21 protein-coding genes, 1 other RNA gene, 1 pseudogene and 1 riboswitch are annotated in these 25,947 nt (G+C 68.2%); of the genes and pseudogenes, 18 read left to right on the forward strand and 5 right to left on the reverse strand.

The genetic code is table 11. The annotated features are described in order from the left end of the window. Positions 1 to 231: 231 nt before the first annotated feature. Genes treZ through glgX form a run of 3 tightly spaced genes read right to left on the reverse strand, consistent with a single transcriptional unit; the run spans position 232 to position 6,539 of the window. On the reverse strand, positions 232 to 1,965 hold the full coding sequence (gene treZ, locus M3N53_11350) for a malto-oligosyltrehalose trehalohydrolase (protein MDP9068922.1): 1,734 nt from the start codon (positions 1,963 to 1,965) through the stop codon (positions 232 to 234). Next, entirely contained in the window at positions 1,958 to 4,438 is a 2,481-nt protein-coding gene (gene treY, locus M3N53_11355) for a malto-oligosyltrehalose synthase (GenBank protein MDP9068923.1), read from the reverse strand. Before treY ends, treZ begins: the two co-directional genes overlap by 8 nt. Beyond that, complete coding sequence (gene glgX, locus M3N53_11360; protein ID MDP9068924.1) at positions 4,428 to 6,539, reverse strand: glycogen debranching protein GlgX; 2,112 nt, start codon at positions 6,537 to 6,539, stop codon at positions 4,428 to 4,430. Before glgX ends, treY begins: the two co-directional genes overlap by 11 nt. Before the next feature lie 63 nt (positions 6,540 to 6,602). Here glgX and M3N53_11365 point away from each other — a divergent pair, with 63 nt between their 5' ends. The 12 genes from M3N53_11365 to M3N53_11420 all read left to right on the forward strand — a co-directional run bounded on the left by M3N53_11365 (position 6,603) and on the right by M3N53_11420 (position 17,366). Further along, positions 6,603 to 7,328 (forward strand): C4-type zinc ribbon domain-containing protein, encoded by a 726-nt coding sequence (locus tag M3N53_11365; GenBank protein ID MDP9068925.1) that lies wholly within the window; start codon positions 6,603 to 6,605, stop codon positions 7,326 to 7,328. An 8-nt stretch (positions 7,329 to 7,336) separates the two neighbouring features. Then, entirely contained in the window at positions 7,337 to 7,792 is a 456-nt protein-coding gene (locus tag M3N53_11370; GenBank protein MDP9068926.1) for a ribonuclease HI family protein, read from the forward strand. After that, positions 7,789 to 8,304 (forward strand): metal-dependent hydrolase, encoded by a 516-nt coding sequence (locus M3N53_11375; protein MDP9068927.1) that lies wholly within the window; start codon positions 7,789 to 7,791, stop codon positions 8,302 to 8,304. Before M3N53_11370 ends, M3N53_11375 begins: the two co-directional genes overlap by 4 nt. A gap of 1 nt (position 8,305) precedes the next feature. Then, positions 8,306 to 8,437, forward strand: a riboswitch (cobalamin riboswitch). 104 nt (positions 8,438 to 8,541) lie between these two features. Continuing rightward, positions 8,542 to 9,594: a hypothetical protein gene (locus M3N53_11380; protein ID MDP9068928.1), complete on the forward strand. Its 1,053-nt coding sequence runs from the start codon at positions 8,542 to 8,544 to the stop codon at positions 9,592 to 9,594. Between the two features lie 25 nt (positions 9,595 to 9,619). Next, positions 9,620 to 10,489, forward strand: coding sequence for a hypothetical protein (locus M3N53_11385; GenBank protein ID MDP9068929.1), 870 nt, complete (start codon positions 9,620 to 9,622; stop codon positions 10,487 to 10,489). Beyond that, on the forward strand, positions 10,489 to 11,274 hold the full coding sequence (locus M3N53_11390) for a hypothetical protein (GenBank protein MDP9068930.1): 786 nt from the start codon (positions 10,489 to 10,491) through the stop codon (positions 11,272 to 11,274). Before M3N53_11385 ends, M3N53_11390 begins: the two co-directional genes overlap by 1 nt. 23 nt (positions 11,275 to 11,297) lie before the next feature. Beyond that, a complete protein-coding gene (locus tag M3N53_11395) occupies positions 11,298 to 12,857 on the forward strand; it encodes an ATP-binding cassette domain-containing protein (protein MDP9068931.1) in 1,560 nt (519 codons plus the stop codon). Further along, on the forward strand, positions 12,854 to 13,624 hold the full coding sequence (locus tag M3N53_11400) for an ECF transporter S component (protein ID MDP9068932.1): 771 nt from the start codon (positions 12,854 to 12,856) through the stop codon (positions 13,622 to 13,624). The genes M3N53_11395 and M3N53_11400 overlap by 4 nt, the downstream gene beginning before the upstream one ends. A gap of 8 nt (positions 13,625 to 13,632) precedes the next feature. After that, positions 13,633 to 14,001, forward strand: an RNA gene (gene rnpB, locus M3N53_11405) — RNase P RNA component class A. A 308-nt stretch (positions 14,002 to 14,309) separates the two neighbouring features. Next, positions 14,310 to 15,485 carry a S8 family peptidase gene (locus M3N53_11410; protein MDP9068933.1) on the forward strand — a complete coding sequence of 392 codons (1,176 nt, stop codon included), beginning with the start codon at positions 14,310 to 14,312 and terminating at the stop codon, positions 15,483 to 15,485. Between the two features lie 113 nt (positions 15,486 to 15,598). Next, a complete protein-coding gene (locus M3N53_11415) occupies positions 15,599 to 16,930 on the forward strand; it encodes a hypothetical protein (GenBank protein MDP9068934.1) in 1,332 nt (443 codons plus the stop codon). Between the two features lie 55 nt (positions 16,931 to 16,985). Then, positions 16,986 to 17,366 carry a RidA family protein gene (locus M3N53_11420; protein ID MDP9068935.1) on the forward strand — a complete coding sequence of 127 codons (381 nt, stop codon included), beginning with the start codon at positions 16,986 to 16,988 and terminating at the stop codon, positions 17,364 to 17,366. A 26-nt stretch (positions 17,367 to 17,392) separates the two neighbouring features. Here M3N53_11420 and M3N53_11425 read toward each other — a convergent pair whose 3' ends face one another. Continuing rightward, positions 17,393 to 17,608: a hypothetical protein gene (locus M3N53_11425; GenBank protein MDP9068936.1), complete on the reverse strand. Its 216-nt coding sequence runs from the start codon at positions 17,606 to 17,608 to the stop codon at positions 17,393 to 17,395. 20 nt (positions 17,609 to 17,628) lie between these two features. On the opposite strand from M3N53_11425, the gene M3N53_11430 reads away from it, so the two are divergent. Continuing rightward, positions 17,629 to 18,810 (forward strand): M20 family metallopeptidase, encoded by a 1,182-nt coding sequence (locus M3N53_11430; protein ID MDP9068937.1) that lies wholly within the window; start codon positions 17,629 to 17,631, stop codon positions 18,808 to 18,810. Position 18,811: 1 nt separating this feature from the next. Then, a complete protein-coding gene (gene trpD, locus M3N53_11435) occupies positions 18,812 to 19,834 on the forward strand; it encodes an anthranilate phosphoribosyltransferase (GenBank protein ID MDP9068938.1) in 1,023 nt (340 codons plus the stop codon). 72 nt (positions 19,835 to 19,906) lie between these two features. Here the strand turns inward: trpD and M3N53_11440 are convergent. Next, positions 19,907 to 21,463 (reverse strand): annotated as a pseudogene (locus M3N53_11440) (DEDD exonuclease domain-containing protein). A 61-nt stretch (positions 21,464 to 21,524) separates the two neighbouring features. Between M3N53_11440 and M3N53_11445 the strand changes: the two are divergent. Genes M3N53_11445 through M3N53_11460 form a run of 4 tightly spaced genes read left to right on the forward strand, consistent with a single transcriptional unit; the run spans position 21,525 to position 25,937 of the window. After that, positions 21,525 to 23,303, forward strand: coding sequence for a SpoIIE family protein phosphatase (locus M3N53_11445; GenBank protein MDP9068939.1), 1,779 nt, complete (start codon positions 21,525 to 21,527; stop codon positions 23,301 to 23,303). After that, positions 23,303 to 23,521, forward strand: coding sequence for a hypothetical protein (locus tag M3N53_11450; GenBank protein ID MDP9068940.1), 219 nt, complete (start codon positions 23,303 to 23,305; stop codon positions 23,519 to 23,521). The genes M3N53_11445 and M3N53_11450 overlap by 1 nt, the downstream gene beginning before the upstream one ends. Then, entirely contained in the window at positions 23,518 to 24,702 is a 1,185-nt protein-coding gene (locus M3N53_11455; protein MDP9068941.1) for a CoA transferase, read from the forward strand. The genes M3N53_11450 and M3N53_11455 overlap by 4 nt, the downstream gene beginning before the upstream one ends. Continuing rightward, on the forward strand, positions 24,702 to 25,937 hold the full coding sequence (locus tag M3N53_11460; GenBank protein MDP9068942.1) for an NYN domain-containing protein: 1,236 nt from the start codon (positions 24,702 to 24,704) through the stop codon (positions 25,935 to 25,937). Before M3N53_11455 ends, M3N53_11460 begins: the two co-directional genes overlap by 1 nt. Positions 25,938 to 25,947: the final 10 nt, after the last annotated feature.

Consider the following 25,947-nt stretch of genomic DNA (forward strand, 5'->3'; position numbering starts at 1 on the left):
ACGTCGCCCTCCGAACGGTCCGCTCAAACCCGTACACGCCACCGCCTCCGTTGTTGCACGGTTGCGCCGCCGGCAGCCCCTCCGCTCGTTGCACAGCTCTGCGCCCGGGCGGGGTGATCTCTATGGGTAAGAGGGCCGGGTCGGGTTCCGGAGGGCGCCTCGGTTTTGCGCCCGGAGTGTCCCGGCCCGCTCCTCCACCCAGCTCTAACGCAGAGGGTTCTGCGCGGCGGGTTAGGCGGACCAGATGGCGACGCTCGTGGGGGGTAGGAGCAGGGCGTCGTCTCGCCACTCGGTCTCTTCGCTCGACGACAGCAGGAGCTCCAGGGCGTCGCCGTTCTCCACGGGCACCTCGATATCCGAGTCGGAGAAGTTCGCGGCGATGACCACGGGCCCCCGCTGCACCACGAGCGCGCGCTGGTCTTCGTCGAAGGCGGTCACCACAGCTTCCAGGTCGCCATCGCCCAGCGCGGGAACCTCCCGCCGCAGACCTATCAACGCGCGATGCCACTCGAGTACCTCTTCGTGGGGCCACTCGTTCATCTCGTCCCAGTTCAGCTTCGATCTCCGGAAGGAGCCTGGGTCCTGCGGGTCGGGGATCGAAGCGGGATCCCAGCCGAAGGCCTCGAACTCGCGCTTGCGGCCCTCGCTGACCGCCCGGCCCAACTCCTCGTCGGGATGGTTCGTGAAGTAGAGGAACGGGGTCGTCGCGCCCCACTCCTCTCCCTGGAAGAGCATCGGCACGAACGGAGACGTGAGCACCAGCGCGGCGGCGACCTTCAACAGGTCCGGCGGCACGATCGCGGAGAGGCGATTCCCGGTGGCGCGGTTCCCGATCTGGTCGTGGTTCTGGATGTAGGCAAGGAAGCGCTTGCCTGGGATCCCGACAGGTTTCCGCCCGTGCACCCTGTCCCGGTACGCGGAGTAACGGCCGCCGTAGACGAACGCCTCCTCCAATGCGATCGCCAGGTGCTCGACGTTGCCGAAGTCGGAGTAGTAGCCGTTGGTCTCTCCGGTGATGACGGAGTGGAGGGCGTGATGGAAGTCGTCGCTCCACTGCGCGTCCATCCCGTAGCCGCCGGCCTCGCGGCGCTGGATCACCCGAGGGTCGTTCAGGTCGCTCTCCGCGATCGTGAATAGATCCCGGCCGAGGTGGTTCGCGAGTCTCTCCACGTTGATCGCGATCTCCTCGAGGATGTGCAACGCGGAGCTGTCGAGGATCGCGTGCACCGCGTCGAGGCGCAGCCCGTCGCAGTGGTAGTCGTCGAGCCACATCAGGGCGTTCTCGATGAAGAAGGCCCGCACCGCGGCGCTGCCGGCGCCGTCGAAGTTCACCGCCTGGCCCCAGGGTGTCGCGTACCTCTCGGTGAAGTACGGCCCGTACTGCCCGAGGTAGTTGCCCGAGGGACCCAGGTGGTTGTAGACGACGTCCATGATGACCGCGAGGCCGTGCGCGTGACAGGCGTCCACCAGACGCTTTAGGTCGTCGGGCTCGCCGTAGGCGTGGTGAGGCGCGAACAGGTCGACGCCGTCGTAGCCCCACCCGTGATCGCCCGAGAACTCCGCCACCGGAAGCAGCTCGACGGCGGTCACACCTAAATCCACGAGGTGGGGGAGCCGCCCGATGGCGGCCTCGAAGGTTCCTTCGTCGGTGAACGTTCCGATATGGAGCTCGTAGATAACCCCGGCAGCGAGCGGAGACCCCCTCCATCCGCCATCGCTCCACTCGAAGGCAGAGTGATCCACGACCCGGGACAGAGCGTGGGGGCCGTTCGGCTGCCAGGCAGAACGCGGGTCCGGTAGCGGATCACCGCCGTCGAGCGAGAAGCCGTAGTGGGCACCGGGGGCCGCGTCGGCGTCGGCTTCGAACCAGCCACCGCCGGTGGAGCTCATCGGGATCCGTCCGCCGTCCAGAACCAGCTCGACCCGCTGGGCGTAAGGGGCCCACACCTCGAAGCGCTCAGACATCTGCAGGGGAATCCTGTTCGGCGGTCTCGCGCACCAAAAGGGTGACCGGCAACGGGCTGAGCAGGTCGCTCAACGCCACGACTCCCTCGAAAGCTCGGCCCGAGAACTCATCTCGCCAGGTCCCGTTCGGTAGCTCGAGAGTGGTGCCTTCCCACGTGTCACACCCGAGCACCAGTCGTCGAGCCACCGTCACCACCTCACCGCCGCGTGCGAACGCGATGACGTGCTCCGCCCGCGGCCCCCTCGCTCGCAGCGCTTGGTAGGACGAGTCGGCCCCGAACGCATGAGGCAGACGCGCCCTGAGACGCAGAGCACGCTGCATGACGAACAGCTTGGGAGCTCCCGTCTCGGCGAGCGTCAGAGCGTCCTCCGACGACGCCTCCCGCAGCTCTGCCACCAGGCTGCGGAGCTGCGCGTGGTCCACCGGCCTGCGGTTGTCGGGATCGACCAGCGACAGGTCCCACACCTCGGTGCCTTGGTAAGTGTCGGGCACCCCCGGAGCGGTGAGCTTCACGAGCGTCTGCGACAGCGCGTTGATCGCGCCGGGTTTCACCAAGGGCTCCGCGAACGCGGCGAGGTCGGTCGTGAAAGCCTCGTCCGCCAGAGCTCCCTCGACGAACCCGCGCAGCGCTGCGTCGTAGGCAGGATCCGGGTCGATCCACGACGTGTGGACCTTCGCCTCCTTGGCCGCCTTCTCCATGTAAGCAGTGGCCCGTCCGGCATCGAGCGGCCACGCGCCCACCAGCGTCTGGTACAGCAGGTACTCCACGTTGCGGTCGGGCCAGCCCTCGCGCCGGTGCGGCTCGTTCATCTCCGACCACCTCGCCACCGCCTCGCCCCATCGTTCGGGTATCTCCGACAACAGCGCGAGCCGAGCCCGTACGTCTTCGCTGCGCTTGGTGTCGTGCGTCGAGGTCGCGAGCATCCCCAGGGGCCACCGCTCCTGCGCCTGCGCCGTGACCCGGTGGAACTCGTCGAGGGAGACGCCGAACCGACCAGGATCGCCGCCGACCTCGTTCAACGCGACGAAGCGGTTGTACACGTAGAACATCGTGTCTTCCACGCCCTTGGCCATCACGGGGCCCGTCGTCTGTTGGAACCGCAGCGCCAGCTCGACCGCGATCTCGTCGTCGACCTCGAGCAACAGGATCTCGGAGAGGAACCCGAGGAGCTGTTGGTCGAGGTCGGGCCGCTGCTCTCCCGCGAGCTTGATCGCCGTCATCACGTAGGACGTGTCTTGATCGGTCCGCCGGTCGCCGACAGGACTGACGTAGGTCCGGTAGACCGGGAAGCACGCGATCGTCTCCTTCAGCGCGTCGCGCAACTCCAAACGGGTGAAGTCCCGGAAGTCGCGGCTGCTTTCGCAGAGCGTGGCGAACAGCTCCGTCAGCCGTTCCACGTCCGCGGCGAGCTCCGTCTCCATCAGCATCAACTTCTTGTCGTGTCTCAGTTGATGTGGGTCGTACGACTCACCCACGAACTCCTCGTAGATCCGGGTCAACGGAGCCTCGCCGCGCGGATCCACAAATAGCCCGCCGACCCGGTTGAGGAAGTCGTACCCGGTCGTCCCCTGCACCGGCCACGTCGTCCGCAGCTCTTCCTCGGGCTCCAGGATCTTCTCGACGATGATGTACGCGTCGGGCGCCCATGAGCGCAGCTGCGTCAGGTGACCTTCCGGGTCCCGCAGCCCGTCGATGTGGTCGATACGCAGGCCGTCGAGCCGCCCGTCGCGCACCATCTCCAGGACCAGCTCGTGAACGCGGTCGAAGACATCAGGGTTGTCCATGCGCAGCGCCGCGAGGTCGTTGATCGAGAAGAACCGCCTGTAGTTCAGCTCCTGACCCGCAGCGCGCCAGAACGCGAGCCGATAGTGCTGCCGCTCTAGGACCTCATGCAACAGCTCGGGCCGCGAGTTCAGCTGCCCGAGGTCATCGCTCTCCACCGACCCCGGCGCGACCGGCAGCACGTGCTCGTAGTACCGCACGACGAGGTCGTCGCCCTCGCGCTCCAGCTTCAGATCGCCCGCCTGCAGCACGCGGCCGTAGTGATCGCCCAGGATCGGGATCAGGATCACGCGCAGGAGCTTGCTCTCGGGCGGGTCCCAGTCGATATCGAAGTAGGTCGCGTAGTGGCTCTGTCGCCCGAACTTCAAGACGTCCCACCACCACTCGTTGGCGCGGTCCGTCACCGTCATGTGGTTCGGAACGACGTCGAGGACGTGCCCCATCCCGTGCGCCGCCAGCGTCTCGCAGAGATGGCGATGTCCCTCGGCGCCGCCGAGCTCCTCGTTGATCTTGCGCTGGTCCACGACGTCGTAGCCGTGGGTGCTGCCGGGCCGGGCCTGCAGGTAAGGCGAGCAGTAGAGGTGACTGATGCCGAGCTGCGCGAGGTACGGAACTATGTCCGCGGCGTGGCGGAAGCCGAAGCCTTTGTGTAGCTGAACGCGATAGGTGGCGCGGACCTCAGGACTCACGCCGGAGCACCATGATCGAGCGGCCTTCCACCGCAACGTCTTGCCCGGCCTTGTAGGAACGGGTGCCGTCCAGCAAGGGCACGTTCGTGTCGATCTCGACCGACCACTCCTCGCCCCACCCCTGCGGAAGGGTGAACGGCATCATGTCGTGGTGCGCGTTGAACAGCAGGAAGAAGCTGTCGTCGACGACCCGCCGGCCCTTCGGATCGGGACTCGGGATCTCCTCGCCGTTCAGAAAGATCCCGATGGACTTGGCGAAACCGGCGTTCCACTGCTCCTCGGTCATCTCCGCTCCGTCCGGGTTGAACCAACCGATATCGGTGACACCCGAGCCATAGAGAGCGCGGCCCTGGAACCAGTTCCTGCGTCGGAAGACCGGGTGGCGCCGGCGGAAGTCCATGAGGCGGCGGGTGAATCCCAGGAGGGCGAGGTTCTCGTCGCGCAGCGACCAGTCGAACCAGGAGATCTCGTTGTCTTGGCAGTAGGCGTTGTTGTTGCCGTGCTGGGCGCGGCCCATCTCGTCGCCGCCGAGGAACATCGGCACTCCCTGGGACAGCGCGAGCGTGGTCAGGAAGTTCCGCTTCTGACGTTCGCGCAGCGCGTGGATCTCTGGATCGTCGGTCTCGCCCTCCACCCCACAGTTCCAGGAACGGTTGTGACTCTCCCCGTCCGCGTTCCCCTCGAGGTTCGCCTCGTTGTGCTTCTCGTTGTACGACACGAGGTCGTGCAGCGTGAAGCCGTCGTGCGCGGTGATGAAGTTGATGCTCGCGAGCGGACGCCGTCCATCCCACTGATACAGGTCCGAGCTTCCCGTGAAGCGGAAAGCGAACTCGGTCAGCGTCTCGTCCTCACCCCGCCAGTAGTCACGGATCGTGTCGCGGTACTTGCCGTTCCACTCGGTCCAGAGCCAGGGGAAGTTCCCCACCTGGTAGCCGCCGTCTCCTACGTCCCACGGCTCGGCGATCAGCTTCATCTCCGATAGCACCGGGTCCTGATGGATGATGTCGAAGAAAGCGGACAGTCGATCGACCTCGAACAGCCCGCGCGCCAGCGCGGAGGCGAGATCGAAGCGGAAACCGTCGACGTGCATCTCGATCGCCCAGTACCTGAGGCTGTCCATGATGAGCTTCAGCGCCTGCGGGTGTCGGACGTTCAACGTGTTGCCGGTCCCCGTGAAGTCCATGTAGTAGCGCTCGGCGGCCGGCACCAGCCGGTAGTACGTCTCGTTGTCGATCCCGCGTAGCGACAGCGTCGGCCCCATGTGGTTGCCCTCGCCGGTGTGGTTGTAGACGACGTCGATGATCACCTCGATGCCTACGGCATGCATCGCCTTGACCATCTCCTTGAATTCGTTCACCTGCTGACCCCTTGCACCCGCGGAGCTGTAGCCGGAGTACGGCGCGAAGTAACCGATCGAGTCGTAGCCCCAGTAGTTGCGGAGCCCCTTCTCGAGCAGGTGCTGTGGATGGATGAAGTGGTGGACGGGAAGCAGCTCCACCGCGGTGATCCCGAGGAGCTGTAGGTGCTCGATCGACGAGGGATGCGCGAGACCGGCATAGGTCCCGCGCAGGTCTTCCGGGATGCCGGGATTCGTGATCGAGAACCCACGTACGTGGGTCTCGTAGATGACGGTGTCGTGCCACGGTGTTCCGGGGGCGTGGTCGTCGCCCCAGTAGAAGGAGCCATCGACGACGATCGACTTGGGGACCCGCGCGGCGTCATCGGCGCCCGAGAACGCTAGGTCCTCCTTCTTGTCCAGGAACGGATAAGAGAAGACCTCAGGCCCCCAGTCGACGTCGCCTTCGATCGCTCGCGCGTAGGGGTCGATCAAGAGCTTCGACGGGTTGAATCTCTTGCCCGACGCGGGGTCGAACGGACCGTGCACGCGGTACCCGTAGCGCTGGCCGGGCGAGACCCCGGCGATGTAGCCGTGCCACACGAAGGCAGTGATCTCGGGCAGCGGGATCCGCGTTTCGCTGCCTGAATCGTCGAAGAGGCACAGCTCTACCCGCTCGGCATTCTCGGAGAAGACGGCGAAGTTCGTTCCCTCGCCTTCCCAGGTGGCTCCCAGGGGGTAGGCCCGCCCGGGCCATACATCCATGATGCAGCACCCTATTCGCTGCCCGGGGCGCCCCTCCCGGTGGCTGCGTTACCCTCCGCAGCGATGGCGAGTTACGACGATCAGACACTTCGTCAGCTCCTCGATCTGCAGGGCGAAGACAGCGCGATCGTTCGCCTCCAGGAACGGCGCTCGTCGCTGCCGGAGGCGGCTCGGTTGGCCGAGGTGCGAGAGCAACTCGCAGAGCTCGAGGCGGACCTCGCGATCGCACGTAAGCAGCAAGGGGAGATCGCGCGCGAGCAGAGCCGGCTCGAGGGTGAGATCGAGCTGATCGATCAGAAGGCCGCGCGCGAAGACCAGCGCATGATGTCGGGGAAGGTCGCCAACCCGAAGGAGCTGTCGGCGCTTCAAGCCGAGATCGCCGGCCTCCAACGCAAACGCGGGACCGTGGAGGACCAACTGCTAGAGGTGATGGTCCAGGCGGACGCCGCCACCGCCTTGGTCGAGAAGCTGGACGGAGAGCGGTCTCAGGCGCAGTCGGAAGCCGACGAGCTGTCGGCGGAAGTGGCTCGTCTCAGCGGTGACATCGATGTCGAGCTGAAGGAGCACGCGGCCAAACGTGACGAGGCAGCGACGCCGCTCCCACCCGACCTGCTCGCCCTCTACGAGAAGATCCGCGCCTCGAAACACGGAGTGGGAGCGGCCGCGTTGCGCGGCGGCACCTGCGAGGGCTGTCACACGAAGCTGCCGGCGGTGGAGGCCGAGAGGATCCGCAAGGAGAAGGGCCTCCAACGTTGCGACAATTGCCGGCGCATCCTCGTCGTCACCTGAGCGCCCCGATGAATAGAGCCACCCTGTACACCGACGGCGGCGCGCGCGGCAATCCGGGCCCTGCGGGGATCGGCGTGGTGCTGCGAGACGAGAACGGTGACGTCGTCGGCGAGATCGCACGCGGGATAGGTGACGCGACGAACAACGTCGCCGAGTACGAGGCCCTGATCGCGGGGCTCGAGCTCGCCCTCGAGAGCGGCGTTCGCGATATCGAGATCTACATGGATTCCGAGCTGGTCGTGTCTCAGCTCCTGGGGCGGTGGAAGATCAAGAAGGACACGCTTCGCCCGCTGGCGGTCAAGGCGCGGGCTCTCATGGGACGCTTCGACTCGTTCTCTCTGTCGCACGTAGCCCGCGAGTTGAACGCCGATGCAGACCGGTTGGCGAACCAGGGGATGGATGCCGCGGCCCTCGACGAGGCGCTCGATCGCGAGAGCGCAGAGCAGCGTCCCTTGTTCGAGTGATCTTCTGGCACCTGGGCCTCGCGACCGTCATCGTCTACGTGACTCTGGGCAGGAGGCGCATCGACTACCGCTTCATCCTGCTGGGCGCGGTGCTTCCGGATCTCGTCGACCCCCTGGTGGGGCTGTTCTGGCCTCTTGGACCCTCGGGACGCGGCCCCGCACATTCGATCTTGGCGGTCGTCGTGGTCTCGGTGGTGACCATCCTTGGCCTGCGGGGGGACGCGCGCCTCGCCTGGTTCGGCCTGGGGGTTGGGTGGTTGCTGCATCTAGTAGGAGACGGCATGTGGTCGTCTCCCGAGACCTTCCTGTGGCCGGCCTTCGGCAACACATTCTCGGCCGCGCCCGCGGAGCCCTACACCTGGGACCTGTTCGTGCACCCGCTCGACCATCTCGCGACCTGGGGCGGCGAGCTGGTCGGGATCGCGATCCTCGCCTGGTTCTGGGTCGCCTTCGAACTCGGCCGCGACGACCGCGCGCGCCTCTTCCTCAGAGACGGCTACCTCCGCCCCTGACCAGCCGCAGGTAGACTCGGCCCGTAAAGGCGTCCCGTGTCGGGGAAGTCCGGTCCAAGCCGGCGCTGTCCCGCAACTGTAGGTCCGCTAGAGGCGGACGAGCCAGGAACCCGGCGGAACGCACAGGCTCACGGTCCTTCGAGGCAAAGGACGAGCCGGGATGTGACTCTCCCGACTCTTCTCGTACCCGCGAAGGGCACAAACCGCCCGGCGCGGACCGGGAGAGAGGGGCAGCACATGAGGCACCCCACGCATCGCGGCGTGATGCGCCGTTCTGTGGGATTCATCACCGCAACCGTCATGGTGTTGGGCCTGTTCGGCCCGGCCACGGCGGGACCAACGCTCGGCAAACGCGCTCGTGTCGCGGCGGGATACGTCGCGTCGCAGCAGAACGAGGATGGCTCGTTCCCCGGCTTCTCCCCGTTGGGCTCCACCTCCGACGCGATCCTTTCTCTGGTGGCCGTCCGGCGCGGGCCGCGCGCGATAGAGGAGGGCCTCGACTTCCTGGAAGCTAACGTCGCCGAGGCGGACACGATCGGTGAGAAGGCGAAGCTGGTGATGGCGGCCGTGGCCGGAGGTCGCGACCCGCGCAACTTCGGCGGCGAGAACCTCGTGCAGCAGATCTTGGACTCCGAGCAGCAGAACGGCCGCTACGGCGCGACGACAGAGGTCTTCAACCACGCTCTTGCGATCCTCGCGTTGGTCGCGGCTCCCGGTGCCGATCCCTCCAGCAACGCGTTGACGTGGTTGATCGAGGCGCAGTGCGGAGACGGCGGGTGGCAGTTCGACGAGCCGCAGCGCCAGAACGAAAACGAGCACTGCCAGAACCCGCAGGATCCCAACGACTTCTTCCAGTCGGACACGAACACCACGAGCTATGCGGTCCAGGCGATCGCCGCGCATCCGCAGGCAACCGCTCCGCTGGAGAAGAGCCCCTTCCGGTTCTTCCGGCAGATCCGCGACCCGGAGAAGAACGGTTGGGGATTCGACCGCGCCTTCAACCTCACCGATGCGAACTCCACCGCCCTCGTCATCCAGGCCTTCGCCGCCTTCGGCAAGCGACTTCCGGCAGGCGCGATGAAGGCGCTGACGAGGCTGCAGTACCGGCTGTGCGGGCAGAAGCGCGGAGCGTTCGCGCGCAGCTATGAGCAGCGAGAGGACGGCACCTACAAGAAGACGCCGCCTGACCCCGGCGCCACCATCGGCGCGATCCTCGGATTGCTGAAGGAGCCGCTCCCCGTGGAGCCGGCGACGGTGACCCGACCGGTTCCGCGCGCGACCGCCTGCTAGGGATGTGACTAGCTTCGGGAGTTGGGTGGCGAGCGGGGCCTTCCTGCTCGCCACCTTGTTCCCGCTCGCCGTCTTCGCTCCTCCAGCTTGTGCCGGCGAAGGCGGCAGCGCTGCGTTGGTCGTCGATACCGGAGAGAGCGACCAGCGGCTTTGCGTTGCGCTGCCTGAAGACGAGGTGTCAGGGCTCGAGTTGATCGTCCTTGCGAGCGAGCAACACGGACTCTCGTACAAGTTCGGGTTCGGCGGCGAGGCCGTGTGCATGCTCGCGGGGGTTGGCCCGACCGGAGACGACTGCTTCGAGGACTATCCGGACTTCTGGGGCTACTGGCGCGGTGACGGATCCGGCGGTTGGACCTGGTCGGGAAGCGGAGCGGGCTCGACGACGGTCACCAGCGGCGACGTCGAGGGGTGGTCGTGGGGCAGCGGCAACGACGGGAGCACTCATCCCCCGCCGCCGATCACCAGCTTCGCGTCGGTGTGCGATGAGGTCTCTGAACAGGAGCCGGACTCGCAAGCGCCGCGGGAGCCGGACGAGACGAGGACAGGGCCACGCTCGCAGGCGCGCGCGCCGAATGAGCCACAGGACGCGGCGGAGGTGGCTTCGGCGGACGAGGACGTGCGAGCGCGGCCGCGGCAACCGCGCAGCGGCCGGCCGCGCCGCGCCAGGCGACCATCGTCGGCGAAGGGGGATGAACGGGAGCGCGTTGCTTCGCGAGGACGGACCCCGGCGGATGCCTCCGTAGAGGGCCCGCCCGATGAAGTGCAGGCAGCGGTGGACACGTCTTCTGAGGGTTCGGGACCACCCGCTGCAGGTGTGGCGGCCCTGGGTGCCGCGGCCGCCGTTGCCGGCGCCGGGCTCTTGTTGGCGCGGCGCCGGCGCTCCTCTCGCTCTTGATGCACCCGCTCGCGTGGATCGCGTGGGCTGCGAGCGCCGCCCTCGTGACGATGTCGACTATCAATCCCTTCTATCTCGTGTGCGTCCTGACCTCTGCGTGGGCCGTGCACGCAGCGCACCGGAGCGTTGGCCCGCACGCGCGCTCCTTCAGGGTCTTCGTCGCGTTCGGAGGGGTTGCGATGACGACGCGTACGCTGTTGGTCCTCCTCGTCCCGGGCGACCTCTCGAGCTCGTCGCTGGTGTTGGCGCTCGTCGAGGGTTTCCGGCTCGCGGTTCTGCTCGCCGTCTTCGGCGCCTTTAACTCTGTTGCCGATCCCTTCGCCGTGTTGAGGTTGGCGCCGCGGCGTTTCCACGAGCCGGCGCTGGCGGCGGCGCTTGCGCTTTCGATCGCTCCTCGAACGATGGCGTCGGTCATGCGCGTGAGGGAGGCTCAGCGGATGCGGGGCTTGTCGGTCGGACGTCTGCGCGCGCTTCCTGCGCTGGCGGTGCCGGTGCTGGAGACCGGGATGGAAGAGGCGGTGACGCTGGCCGAGAGCATGGACGCGCGCGGTCACGGCAGGGGACGTCGGACTCGCTATAGGCCGCAGACGTTGGGGCGTGGCGCGATCACCACGGCGGTAACCGCCGTGGTCTCGGCGGGGGCTTTCACCGTCGCGGCATTGGTCGGAGGAGCCGACCTGTCGATCTCCACGTTCCCACTGACGTGGCCGGACGTCGCTCCTCACCTGGTTGTCGCCGCGCTCGCGTTGGCGACTCCGGCGTTCATCCCGGTCGGGCAGCCGTGACGCACGCGATCGCATTCGACGATGTGTCGTTCCAGTACCTGGACCGGCCGGAGTGGGCGTTGAAGGACGTGACGCTGAGCGTTGCGGAAGGTTCCTTCGCTCTTGTCTGTGGTGCGACGGGGGCGGGGAAGTCGACGCTTCTGCGCGCGGTGAACGGGCTCGTCCCACACTTCACGGGCGGGATCTTCTCGGGTCACGTCGCCGTCGGCGGCCGCGACACGCTCGATCATGCGCCGCGCGATCTAGCGGACGTGGTGGCGTTCGTTCCTCAAGATCCCGGCGCCTCGTTCGTGCTCGACCGGGTGGAGGACGAGCTTGCATACGCGATGGAGAACCTGGCCGTCGAGCAATCGCGGATGCGCCGCCGGGTGGAAGAGACGCTGGACCTGCTCGACATCGAGAGGCTGCGCGAGCGAAGCGTGAGAACCCTCTCGGGGGGTGAACGCCAACGCGTTGCGATAGCCGCCGCTCTCACGCCGGGGGCCAAGATCCTGTTGCTGGACGAGCCGACGAGCCAACTGGATCCGCAGGCGGCCGAGGACGTTCTGGCCGCCCTGCACCGCCTCGTCCACGATCACGCGGTAACGGTGGTGCTGGCGGAGCATCGGGTGGAGCGCGTGGCCGGGTTCGTCGACCTCGCGATCGGGTGCTTCGGCGGGGGCCGGGTGGAGATGGGCGATCCGGCGACGATGCTCGAGCGGATGCAAGCGGGTCCCACCGTTTCCCGGCTGGGCCGGCTGTTCGGCTGGACGCCCCTGCCTCTCACGGTGCGGCAAGCCCGACGGATGGCTGCGGAGCGCGGGCTCGCGCCGCGGCGCGCGCCCGCCAAGGCGGAGGTTCCCGCCGGTGCCCCAACCCTGCTCCGCGCCGAGCGCCTCTCTGTCGACTACGAGCAACAGCGCGTGCTCCGCGACGTTTCGGTGTCACTGGCGGCCGGCGAGGTGGTTGCGTTGATGGGCCGCAACGGCTCGGGGAAGACGACGTTGCTGCGATGTCTCGCCGGTCTTCATGCCCCCCTGCACGGCACCGTCTCTATCGCCGGCGCGGCTCCGCGACCCGGGCGCGACGTCGCTTTGTTGCCGCAGACACCGGAGGACATCTTGTTCAAAGACAGCGTCGCAGATGAGGTGCGGGCCACGCTCGAAGCACACGCTCGCGATGACACCCCCCAGGCGATCCTGGGGAGGCTTGGGATCGGTGATCTGGCATCTAGGCACCCGCGAGACCTTTCCTCGGGCGAGCGAGTCCTGACGGCGGTCGCGGCCGTGGTCGCGGCCGGTGCCAAGGTGCTTCTCCTGGACGAGCCGACGCGTGGGCTCGACGCTCGCACGAAGGAGCGACTCAGCAACTTCCTCCGTGGCTATGCGGCCGAGGGCCGAGCGGTCTTTTTCGCCACACACGATGTCGAGCTGGTCGCGGAGCTGGCGGAGCGGGTGGTCATGCTGGCGGGCGGAGAGGTCATCGCGAACGGAACGCCGCGCGAGGTGCTTTCGGATTCGCCGGTATTCGCCCCCCAAACAGCGCGCGTCTTCGGGCCGCAGTGGCTGACGCCCGAAGAGGTGAGGGACGCGGTGGAGTCGTGACGGATTCGCCGCTCCGGCGCATCTTGTTGATCGGGGCGAACCTGGTAGGTCTCGCTGCGTTCCTGTGGCCGTTCGCGCTGCCGGGGGCCGTAGGTGGCGCGGCCGCTCACGAGCTGGATGCGCCGATCATCTTCGTCGTTCTCATGGTGTGCCTCGGCGCACTGTTGTTCGCGGAGCTCGGACGCGGTGGGCTCGGGCCGAAAGCGGTCGCGCTGGTAGGTGTGCTGGGGGCCGCGATGGTGGCGCTCCGCCTGCCTGGCTTCATCGCAGGGTTCTCTGCGATGTTCATCGTCGTGCTCGTTGCCGGCAACGCGTTCGGCCCCGGGTTCGGTTTCGTGCTGGGGGCGGTCGGGACGTTCGCTTCCGGGCTCTTCGTCGGCGGCCTAGGCCCGTGGCTGCCGTTCCAGATGGTGGCGGTCGGGTGGGTCGGGATGGGCGCGGGGGTCATGCCTCGCTCGGGCCGGTGGCCGCTTCGGATCGCGGCGCTCGCCGCGTACGGCTTCGCGGCCGGCTTCTTGTTCGGAGCCGTCATGAACCTGTGGTTCTGGCCGTTCGCGACCGGTTCGTCCAGCCTCGGGTGGGCGCCTGCGGCGGGGGCGGGGGAGAACCTGCGCCGGTACGCCGCGTTCTACCTGGCGACCTCGCTGGGGTGGGACATGTTCAGGGCGGTCGGGAACGCGGTGATGGTGGTCGTGTTGGCGCGGCCCTTGCTCGGCTCGCTCGATAGATCGGCCCGCCGGATGCACCTCGAGGTCAGAGGGGCATAATCAGTGGTGGAGCCGGCCGGGCGGCCGCGGCCTTCGGGTCGAGGAAAGTCCGGACTCCACAGGGCAGGACGCTGGTGAAAGTGCCAGGCGGGGTGACCCGCGGAAAGTGCAACAGAGAGCAGACAGCCCCGGTCCGCCGGGGTGATGGTGAAAGGGTGAGGTAAGAGCTCACCAGCGCACCGGGTGACCGGTGCGGCTAGGCAAACCCCGTCCGGAGCAAGACCGAGCAGGAGGCATGGGTGGCCCGCCCGCCGGCGTCGAGCCGGCAGCCTCCGGGTAGGTCGCATGAGGCGGGCGGCAACGTCCGTCCCAGATGGATGGTCGCCCCCGGGCTTTTGTGCCCGGGACAGAATCCGGCTTATAGGCCGGCTCCACGACCTGGGCCCTCTCGCCGAGAGGCGAGGGGGCCCGCTTTCGCTAGAAAGCCGAGCCGGCCTGGGGCCCCACCGCAGGTGGGGTATTCCCCTGAGGTTACCCAGGCTTGGGCCCTCTCGCCGAGAGGCGAGGGGGCCCGCTTTCGTTTTGTCCCTGGGGGACTATGTTTGCTTGCTCTGAAAGGTGCAAAACGGACGAATCCCGAAAACCTCTCGGCCAGTAATAGGTCTACGACAGAGGGGGTCCCGTGGACGGTGGTTGGTTGCGGAGGGTCGCGGTCATTGCGCTCGGAGGGCTCGTCGCGGGAGCGATGGCCACCTCGGGATCGGCTGCAGAGCCGGGTCGCTACATCGTCGTACTGAAGGACGGGACGAACGCATCTTCGGCCGCGGACGATCACGCGGCCTCGTTCGGGGCCAGGGTCACTCATGTGTACGAGCACGCGCTGAAGGGATACGCGGCGACGTTGAGCTCCCAGGCCGCCGCGAACATCTCTAACGACCCACGGGTGGACTGGGTCCAGCCGGACGCAGAGGTGCATGCGTTCGCGCAGACGCTGCCGACCGGGATCGACCGGGCCGACGCGGAGCTGAGCACCACCGCGAAGATCGACGGTGCCGACGATCGTGTGAACGTCGACGTTGCCGTGCTCGACACCGGGATCGACCTCACGCATCCGGACCTGAACGTCTACCGTTCCACCAACTGCTCCGGCGGCTCTCCTTTCAAGAAGAAGTGCGGCACCGGCGGGGATGATGACAACGGCCACGGCTCGCACGTCGCGGGAACCATCGGTGCACTCGACAACTCGACCGGTCCCGTCGGCGTCGCTCCGGGTGCGCGGCTGTGGGCGGTCAAGGTTCTCAACTCCCAGGGCAGCGGCTACCAGTCCTGGATCGTCGCCGGGATCGACTACGTGGCTGCCAACGCGGCCGAGATCGAGGTCGCGAACATGAGCCTCGGCGGTGGCGGCTCCGACGACGGCAACTGCGGCAACAGCAACAACGACGCCGAGCACAAGGCCATCTGCAACGCGGTCGCCAAAGGCGTGACCTTCGCAGTCGCCGCAGGGAACTCTGACGAGGACTCTGCGAAGTCCGTTCCGGCGGCCTACGACGAGGTCATCACGGTGTCCGCGCTGGCGGACTTCGACGGCCTCACGGGCGGACTCGGAGCGGCGACCTGCCGCCCCGACGTCGACGACACCTTCGCGGATTTCTCTAACTGGGGCTCCGATGTCGACATCATCGCTCCGGGCGTCTGCATCTACTCGACCTACAAGGACGGCGGGTACGCCACCATCTCCGGTACGTCGATGGCGTCGCCGCACGTAGCCGGCGCGGCCGCGCTCTACAAGGTCAACAACCCCAGCGCCAGCCCTGCCCAGGTCCGCGATGCTCTGATCGCGAACGGTGGAACCGACTGGAGCAACCTCGACGACGCCGACCCGATCAAGGAGTCGCTCCTGAACGTAAAGAACTTCTAGACGCCGTCGGCTAGACGATCAATGGGCCCCCACTGCGGGGGCCCATTCGCGTCCGGCTACCGCCGCCGCACACGTCCGGTGTCCTAAAGCGGGTTGGCGCCTAGGATTCTCGTATGCACACCACCCTCAAGGCCTTCCTCGCGCTTGCGTTCGTCGTCGTGATCGGAACGGTCTTGATCCAGCCCATCCTGCAGGCGGTCGAGACCGCTCCGGTGGGAGCCGTGCGCGAGCGTCAAGAGGCCGATGCTGGTGACAAGGACGCGTCGCCTCCCGAGCCCGCCGAGGAGCCCGAACCGGAGCCGGTGCCGACCCCGCTTCCGACCGAGGAGCCGGACGACGCCGCGGCCGCCGTATCGGGCCCCTTCCGGCGCCAAGACCTGGTGGCGCCGTACCCGAAGAGCTGCCTCGCCCGATCCGCGTCGCGGGCAGCGGGCGCGAGGATCGTCGTCGGGACCGGCCCTCGTCTGACGGTGGGCTCGGTGGCGGGTCGGGCGGTCACGACCGGCCGCGCCGGCACTGCGATCGGGTTCGACGCGAGGGGGCGCAACGTTGCCGCTCTCGCTCGGTTGAAGACCCTGGTCGTGGGGCCCGCGGACCTCACGCAGCTACGCCCTCGGAACCAGGTGCGGGCGTGGGCGTGGTCTCCGGTAGGTGGTTGCGGGTTCGCCCTCGGGTCCGACGGCAGCCTCGTCGTCGAGACGTCCAGAGGAGAGACGGCGACGCTGGTCGACGAGGGCGTGAGGGACGTCCTCGTGTCCCCCGACGGCGCTCGCCTGGGGATCGTGGTGGAGGAGGGACGGACGACCTCGGTGTGGGTGGCCGATCTGCGCGCCCTGTTCATGCGCGAGATCCAACGAACCGTGGGGCATCGAGGGCTCAGCTTGCGCGCCTGGAGCCCCAACGGGCGGATCTTGTACCTGTCCCTCGCGCGCGGGAGCGGACTCAGCTTCGTCAGCACCGCTGAACCTCCTCAAGAGGGAGGCATCGTGGCGGCGCCCGTGACGAACCTGGAGCTGTGCGGGAAGCGGCTGCTCGGGATCGTCAACGGCAGCGTCGCGGCGATCGGGTTGCGCGGCCGGGACTACCTGACGGAGACCGACGCCGGTTATTCGGCCGCATCTTGCTCACCCGACGGCGGGTTCATAGCCGCCGTGCGGGCAGGACGGCTGGTTCTGTTGAACGGGAACGGAACCCTTGTGCGGGAGCTGGTAACGGACACGGGGTACCGCGACGTGTTCGTGGACTGGGGGCCGCGCGGCGCCGGGTTGATCTTCGGGCGGAAGCGCTCCGGCGCCAAGAGCACCGAGGTCTGGCACATCGCCGAGGGCGGGACCGCCCGCAACACCGGCCTCGTCTATCGCGGCGCGGGCTCCGTGGACTGGAGCGCGACTCCACCTACCGGCCTCGCCACGAGCTGGCGAGGCGCCTCGGACTCTTCTCCCTGAGGAGACCGCGGCGTCTGGCACCCTGGGAGGCCCATCCCGCCACGAAGGAGCGCCCATGTCGAAGAAGGTCGTCAGCACCACCTCGGCCCCCGAAGCGATCGGCCCCTACTCGCAGGCGGTAGCGGCCGCGGACCTCGTGTTCTGCTCGGGACAGATCCCGCTGGACCCGGCGACGATGGAGTTGGTGTCGGCGTCTGTGGGAGAGGAGACGGAACGCTGCATGCGGAACCTCGAGGCGGTTCTGGCGGAGGCCGGGTCGGGCCTCGAGCGCATCCTGAAGACGACGATCTACGTCACCAACATGGATGACTTCGCCCAGGTGAACGAGGCGTACGGCGCCTTCTTCCCGGCGGAGCCACCGGCGCGAGCGACCGTCGGCGTGGCGGCGCTGCCGAAAGGGGCGCGGGTCGAGATCGAGTGCGTGGCGCTCCGATGAGGCTCAGCACCCGCCCCGGGGTGCGGCTACTTCGGCTCCCCGACGATCCGATCGCCGACGAAGATCTGGACCTCTCGTTCGTTGGAGGTCCCGGAGACCGGTTCCAGCCCCGCCTCCTCCGGCGTCTGCGCGTCGATCCGCTTCACGTACGTCTCGAGCCGGCTCATCAGAAACAGCAGCCCAAGGATCGCGAACGGCCACGCCGCCAGCACGAAGAGCAGGACGATCTGGTAGCGGGTCACGAGGGACAGTGTCGCAGAGCATGACCCTCGAGAGGCGGGATATCGAGGGATTCGTCGACCCCGAGCGGCTGGTGGAGCGTCTCCGCGCGCTGGTGCGCGCCGAATCCGAGAACCCGCCCGGACGGGAGCTCGAGGCGGCACGGGTGGCGGAGGCGCAATGCCGCGATCTCGGGCTGGACGTGTCGACCCACGAGGCGGAGCCGGATCGCCCGAGCGTGGTCGCGCGCTGGGGCGGTGGCGGCGGACGAGTGGTGGGTTTCTGCTCCCACATCGATGTCGTTCCGGCGGGCGACCCGACGCTGTGGGCGCGCGACCCATACTCGGGCGAGGTCGTCGACGGACGTCTCCACGGCCGTGGCTCGGGCGATGCGAAAGGGCCCTGTGCGGCCGCGCTCGAGGCCGTGGCCGCTCTTCGGTCCGCCGGGTTCGACTTCCCAGGCATGTTGGAGCTCTCCTTCGTCGCCGACGAAGAGGCCGCCGGTTTCAAGGGTGCGGGGTACCTTGCAGAAAAAGGTCTGATCAAGCCCGACGTCGCCATCGTGGGCGAGCCGACCTCGCTCCGGGTCGTGCGCGCTCAGCGCGGGGTGTGCTGGTTCCGCATCACGACGCGGGGGCGCGCCGGCCACGGCTCCGCGCCAGAGCGGGGCGTCAACGCGATCAAGCACATGGCCGAGATAGTTCTCCACCTGGAAGAGACGCTGCCCGACATCGTGCACCCGGTCGTGGGCGGCCCCAGCATCGGCGTGGGCACCATCCGCGGGGGCGAGAAGGTCAACATCGTTCCCGCTTCGTGCATCGCCGAGATCGACCGGCGCAGCGTCCCCCCGGAGACGAAAGAGGACGTGATCGCGTCGGTCGAGAAGGCGGTGGAGCTGGCGCGCGAGAGGTTCCCCGAGCTCGATGCGACCGTCGAGCTTCCCTTCTACGGCGACCCTTTCGAGGTAGAGCCGTCGTCGGAGGTCGTGACGGAGGTTCTGGGGTCGGTCGAGGACGCGCTGGGAAGCCCCGGCGAGATCATGGGCTTCCGCGGCGCCTCCGACGCACGCTTCCTGGCGGCGCAGGGCGCGGACGTCGTCGTGTGCGGACCCGGTGACATAACGCTCGCCCACACCGCTCACGAGTCGATCGATCTAGACGAGCTAGAGCGAGGAGCCGTCGCGTACGCGCTCGCGTTCGCGCGTCTGTTGTCGAACGGGAAGTGACGTGAGCTCAGCGTTCTCGTGGGGTCAGACGATCAGCTCACTCCTCGAGAGGCGAGACCTGTCCGAAGACGAGGCGTCGGCCGCGATGACCGAGATCATGGAGGGCGCGGCGTCGCCCGCGCAGATAGCCGGGTTCGTCGTTGCCTTGCGCGCCAAGGGTGAGACGACCGACGAGATCGCGGGGCTCGTGCGAACGATGCGGTCCTACTCGGAGCGTGTGGAGGTAGAGGGGGATCTGCTCGACACCTGCGGGACCGGCGGCGACCGCAGCGGGACCTTCAACGTCTCGACCGCGGCCGCGCTCGTGTGCGCGGGGGCGGGCGCGAAGGTAGCGAAGCACGGGAACCGAGCCGCGTCGTCGCGTTGTGGGTCGGCGGACGTCCTCGAAGCTCTCGGCGTCAAGATCGACCTGCGGCCCGAGGGTGTCGCCTACTGCATCGCGGAGGCCGGGATCGGCTTCTGCTTCGCGCCGATGTTCCATCCCGCGATGCGTCATGCGGCGTCTCCGCGCCGCGAGTTGGGCGTCGCAACGGTGTTCAACTTCCTCGGCCCCCTCACGAACCCCGCGGGGGCGCGCCGGCAAGCGCTGGGCGTGTCGGACGCGGCGATGCTCGACAAGATGGCGCGGGCGCTGAAGCGGCTGGGAAGCGAGCACGTCGTCGCGTTCCGCGGCCACGACGGGCTTGACGAGCTGTCGACCGCCGGCCCGTCGCGCGTCATCGAGCTCGTCGGCGGCGAGACCAAGGAGTGGACGCTGGACCCGTCCGAGCTCGGGCTTCCGCCCTCACGCCTCGAAGACGTCGCCGGAGGCTCCCGTGACGAGAACGCGGCGTTGGTCAGGCGCGTGCTCGAAGGCGAGGGCGGACCCCGCAGAGACATCGTGCTCCTGAACGCCGCCGCCGGTCTCCTGGCGGCGGGCCGCGCCCGAGACATCGCGCACGGGCTCGAGCTCGCGGCGCAGGCGGTCGACGACGGGGCCGCCGCCCGCGCGCTGGAGCTTTTGGTCGCCGCGTCTAACGCCTGAGCGAGCGCGGCCGCGGGCGTCGGTCTGTGCGAATCGGCGGCCGCCGGTTGCTGCGCCGACCTGCATCGCCCAGGTACCGCTGACACTGACGATCTCGCACGACGGCGCGTTGCGCTGCACCCACCCCCAGATGACACGCGCCTCTCGCTGGAGCTGTGAGGACGCGAAGCAGCCGACCTTCTCGCTCCGCGCGGCGAGCCTGAGTCGCGCGACGAGCTCCGGCCCGTCGGGAGCGGCGGCCGCGAGCTGTGCGTCCCGGATCAACACGCCGCGACCGCCTATGCGCAGCACGATGTCGCCCGCGTCGAGCAACGATCGCAGCTGAAACGCGTTCGCCAACGCGCGCTCCACGGCCGCCGCTCGCTCGCGGACCTCGGTGGCCTCTTCGAACCGTTCCGCTCGGGCCAGCCGCCGCATCTTGTCCTCGAGCGCGGTGAAGATCGGCTCCGGGTCTCCCCGCAGCGCCTCCGCGAGCCGTCGCATCTCGGCCGCGTGCTCGTCCCGGTGCGTGCCCGTACACCGTCGCATCTCCGAGAACGCGCAGCCGCCGCAGCGAACCGGGTCGCTGCAGCGATGGATCGCGTACGCGTCCTGGAGGGCGCCCATCAGCGTCTTCACTACGCGGACGCTGGTGAACGGCCCGACATAGAGGTGGCCGTCCTCGCGCGGCACCCTCGCGGTCGACAGTTTCGGCACCTTGACGGAGGCGTTCAACTTCAGATACCAGGCGGCGGTCCGCTTGCCGGCGCGGTTGTGCGGCGGCTGCTCCGCGCTGATCGCCCGAGCCTCGGCCACCTCGGCCTCGAGCATCGTCTGGAACTCCTCGACCTCGATCCGGTCGACCTGGCGGAGAAGGTCGCGGATCTTGCGGCGCGGGTCTCCGTAGAAATAGGAGCGCGCCCGCGCTCGCAGGTCGGAGGCCTTGCCGACGTAGAGCGTCTCTCCTCCCGCGGCGACGAACCTGTAGATGCCGGAACGCCGCGGCAGGCCGTCGGTGAGCCTGATCTTGGAGAAGGTCCCGTCGAGCCGGCTGCTGGACATCGCCACCAGGTCTTCGAGCGTAGTCACGCCGAACCCCGCCACCCGCTCGATCAGGTGGTGCAAGACGTCGATCGTGGCGAGGACGTCGGCGTAGGCGCGGTGCGTCGGCTGATGCGCGCAGCGAAGGTGCCGGGCCAGCGTCTCCAGCTTGTGGTTCGGGACCTCGTCGGCCAGGATCTTGCGCGCCAGGAGCGCCGTGTCCACAACCCGGTTCTCGAGCTCTGGGTACCCGGCTCTGGCGAGGGCCGCGTTGACGAACCCCACGTCGAAGCGGGCGTTGTGAGCGACCAGGACCGTGCCGCGGAGGAACTCGAGCAGCGACGGGAGCACCGCCTCGATCGGAGGCGCCTCGATCAGAAGGTCGTCGGAGATCCCGGTCAGCAGGCGCACGAATGCAGGCACCGGCTGGCGCGGGTTGACGAGGGTGTGGAAGGTCCCGACGGCCTCGCCCATCACCACCTTGCAGGCGCCGATCTCGGTGATCTCGGACGCGGCGGGGGAGCCGCCGGTCGTCTCCAGATCCAACACGCAGAAGGTGACGCCCGCCAAGGGCGTGCCGAGGTCGTCGAACGAGCGCTGCAGCCGCATGAGCGGGCAGTTTATCGAACATATGTTCGATACCGCAAGAACCCGTAAGGTTGGTCCTCCTATGGTGCAAGAGATCACCGGCAGCTCCTCCGCGGAGCAAGAACGCCGGGTCCTCGACCTCGAGCAGACGCTGGAGTCGCTGCGCGAGGACTCCGAGATCGCCCACGTCCTCTTGGGTCTCGCCGGCCTCTTGGCAGAGGTGCGGTCGGTGGAGGAGACGCTGGAGACGGCGGTGCGCGTGGTCCCAGAGCTCCTGGGTGCGGATCGTTGCTTCGCCGCCACCCGGCTCGGGATGGGGCGTCAGTTCTCGATCATGGCCCACGCGGGGTTCGAGCCCGAAGAGGTCGAGAGGCTGCGCGAGGCGACCGCGGGCCCCGAGAGCCTGCCGTTGCTGTCGGCGGCACTGGTCGAACGCACGCCCCTGATGATCCCCGACGCCTCCGTGGACGAGCGTGTGAGCGCCGAGCAGAGGGAGCAGCCCGGATTGGGCGCTTATGTCGGGATCCCGCTCGTGCGCTGGGGCGAGGAGTTCGGTGGGCTGGGGCTCGAATACTCCGAGCCGAGGGAGTTCAAGCCCAAGGACCTCGCGCTGGCCAGAGGGATCGCTCGCCAGGTCGGGGTGGCGTTGGTCAACGCACGCCGCTTCAACCTGCTGGCCGGACTGAGGGCGTTCGGGCTCCGGGTGGCATCGAAGCTCCGCCTGAGCGAAGTCATCGAAGAGATCTCCCACGGAGCCGCCGAGCTGTTGGCGGGCGACGCCGCCTCGATCTACTTCTTCGACTCGGACCGCCGCACTCTGGTGGCGCCCCCGGGAGTCGCAGGCGCCGCGAACGGCGAGCTGTTGCGCGTCGACCTCAACGAGGCGCCGTGGAGCGGCCTCGGTCAGGAGCGGGCGATCGTCGTGCCGGACCTGCGCCTGGGAGGTGAGGATTCGGACCCCTGGACGATCGTCGCCGCCCCCGTGCCGGGCGAGGGCGAGGGGGTGGTGGGAGCGGTGCTGGTCTTCTTCAGGAGAGCCGTCACGCTCGCGCCCGACGAGGCCGAGGCACTGAGTGTTCTCGCCGGACAGGCCGCGATGTCGGTGGAGAACGCCAAGCGCTACGAGCGTCAGCGGCGCGTCGCGCGCAGCCTGCAGGAGGGTCTCTTGCTGACCGACCTCCCCACGCTCGAGGGGTGCGATCTAGCGGCCGTGTACGACCCCGCGAGCGGCCAGGCCGACATCGGGGGTGACTTCTACGACGTGTTCGATCTTCCCGGCGGCAGGTACGCCATCGTCGTGGGAGACGTTTCGGGCAAGGGGGCCGAGTCCGCAGCTCTCACCGCGATGGCGAAGTACATGTTGCGGGCTTTCGCCATCCGCAACCCGGCGCCGCCGTCGGTGCTGTTCCATCTCAACAACGCGTTGGTGCACGACTTCGAAGCCGAGAAGTTCGTCACGCTGATGTACGGCCTCCTAGACCCCACGCAGCAGCGCTGCAGCTTCGGCCTCGCCGGGCATCCGCCTCCGCTGATCTATCGCAGCGCGACGGAGACGGTCGAGACGATCGAGTTGCAGGGGAGCATCCTCGGCGTGTTCGAGGACGAGCAGTACCAGCAGGAGACGTTCACCTTCGACGAGGACGACGTGATGATGGCTTTCACCGACGGGCTGCTCGAGGCGCGTTCGGGAAAGGAGTTCTATGGGCGTCGCCGGATCGAGCAGCAGCTGTTGAAGCGCGCCCCCGGCGCAAGCGCAGCCGAGCTCACGCAGCGTTTGCTGGAGGATGCGAAGGAGTTCGGGTCGATCAGCGACGACACCGTCGTGTTCGCCTTGAAGTTCCTCGACCAGCACCGCGCCTGATGGCCTACCTCTGCAACGCGTGCGGCAACAAGACGCGCTTCGACGTGTTCGAGAAAAAGCGTGTCCGCACGTTCCAGCACTTCAGTCTCGGCGGCGAGATGACCGTCGAGGAGGAAGAGATACTCGAGCGAGAGGTGGAGCGCGTGGTCTGTAGGTGGTGCGGCTCCGCAGACGTCTCTGCTCCGGAGTCGGATCGTGTGCTCGAGGACAAGGGTTGAGCGCGGGGCCACTGTCCGGCCTGCGCGTCCTCGACCTGACCCGGCTGCTGCCCGGCGGCTACGCGACGTTGCTCCTGGCCGACATGGGCGCCGACGTTCTCAAGGTGGAAGAGCCCGGCAAGGGCGACTACATCCGGTGGACCCCCCCGCTCGTCGGCGAATTCTCCGCCGCGCACATCGCTCTCAACCGCAACAAGCGATCGATGACCCTCAACCTGAAGTCAGAAGCCGGACGGGAACTGTTCCTGGAGCTTGCGGACGCGCACGACGTCGTCGTCGAGTCCTTCCGCCCCGGCGTGCTCGAACGGCTCGGCGTCGGATGGAGCACGCTGGCGGCACGTAACCCTCGCGTCGTCTACTGCGCGATCAGCGGGTACGGCCAAGATGGGCCGCGGGCGCAGGAGGCCGGACACGACGCCAACTACATCGGCTACGCAGGACTTGCCGCGATCACCGGTGAAGAAGGACGGCGACCGGTGCTCCCGGGCGTGCAGATCGGCGACCTTGCGGGCGGGGGCATGGGCGCGGTGGTAGCGATCCTCGCGGCCTTGAACCAACGGGAGCGCACCGGGCGCGGGGAGTTCTGTGACATCTCCATGATGGACGGCGCGATGTCGTGGCTGACGATCCACGCGGCCTCCTTCGTTGCGACGGGCGCCGAGCCGGAGCGCGAGCAGATGCACCTATCGGGCGCCTACCCCTGCTATCGCGTGTATCCCGCGCGCGACGGCTATCTCACCGTCGGTGCCTTGGAGCCCCAGTTCTGGGCCGCATTGTGCGATGCGATCGAGCGGCCGGATCTGCGGGACGATGCCTTTGCGGCGGGCGACCGGCGGAACGTGGTGATAGCGGAGCTCGAAGGGCTGTTCTCGACCAAGACGCGGGCGCAGTGGGTGGAGCACTTCGGCGGGCGCGACGTGTGCGTCGCGCCGGTGAACGGCTTCGGGGAGGCGTTGGCGGACCCACAGGCGCGAGCTCGCGCGATGGCGTTCGAGGCCGACGTACCGGGAGCGCCGGGGTGGACCCACGTGGGAGACCCTCTGAAGTTCTCCGGTTCCGCCCGGAAGACGTCACTGCGTCTGCCGCCGCCGCGGATGGGCGAGCACACCGACGAGGTGCTGCGGGAACTTGGGCGAGACGTGGCCGCGATCGAGGCGCTGCGCGGCGAGGGAGCGATCTGATGTCGGCGCTTCCGGAGGACGTCGCTCGAACGGTGGCCAAGGGCGTCGCCGCGTACCTGAGGGCGGCGGCGACGCCGGAGCTTCCCCCCGCGCTGGCGACGTTGAAGAAGACGGTTCAGGCGCCGAAGGCGCTGGCGCGCCAGCGGGACCGGCTGCTCGCGGTGCTGGAGGACGAGGCGCAGCGCGCTCTGATCCTGGAGTGGCTCGAAGACGGCAAGCCGGCGCTCTCGCAGGGTGAGGTCGAAGCTCTGAAGCTGGCGACGGAGAGGCCGGAGGGGTGGGCAGACCGGTTGGCGGAGCGGACGAAAGCGGCTCGCGGCCCTGCTCCGTCGTCGAGCTCGAACGTGGTCGAGTTGGAGCGCAAGCTCGAACGGGAGAAGGAGGCGCACCGAAAGGCCAAGGAGGAGGCGAAGCGGGCGAAGGGCGCGGAGCTCGCGGCGATCAAGGTCGAGCGGGCGCGGTCGCTGCGCCTCGACGAGGAGCTTTCGGATCTGAGGGCGTTGATGCGGGAGCGCGAGGCGGACGTACGAGATGCTCGCGCGGTAGCGGAGCGCGCGACTAAAGAGCTCGAGCGCACGAAGCGCAAGGCGCGCTCTGACGTGGACGATCTACGGGAGCGCTTACAGCAGTCTCGTGACGAGGCGCGGGAGCTCAAGAAGAAGCTGACCGCGCTCGAGCGGGAGACCGCGGCCGCGTCGCGGAGCTCGAAGCGGGCCGCGGCCGCGAAGAGCCCCGCCACGGAGGAGCGGCCGCGGGGTCCCCGCGTCGTCCTGCCGGTCCCCAAGGGTCGCTTGGCAGACGCTCCCGAGACGCTGGCGGAGTGGCTACGCCGCGACGACGTCACCCTGCTGGTCGACGGCTACAACGTGACCCGGAGCGCGACCGGCTACGGCCATCTGGCCCTCGAGCAGCAGCGGGAGCGACTGCGGGACTCGTTGAAGAACCTGGCGAATCGCCTCAAGGTGGAGACCGTTCTGGTGTGGGACGGCGGCGAGGTCGAACCCGGCACCAGACGCCCGGGCGCCGGCTACCTGACGGAGGAGTACTCGGAGGCCGACCGGAGCGGGACCGGCGCCGACCGGGATCGCGCCGACAGGCACATCGTCGGTCGGCTGAAGACCATGCCGCCCCGTCCGGTCGTGCTGGTGACGAACGATCGGGGACTGCAGGACGAAGCCCGCCGGGAGCGGGCGACGATCGCCACCTCCGCGCAACTCCTGGCCCAGCTCCGCTAGCGGGTCGCGA

The sequence above is a fragment of the Actinomycetota bacterium genome (assembly GCA_030776625.1).
GTDB lineage: Bacteria > Actinomycetota > CADDZG01 > CADDZG01 > WHSQ01 > MB1-2.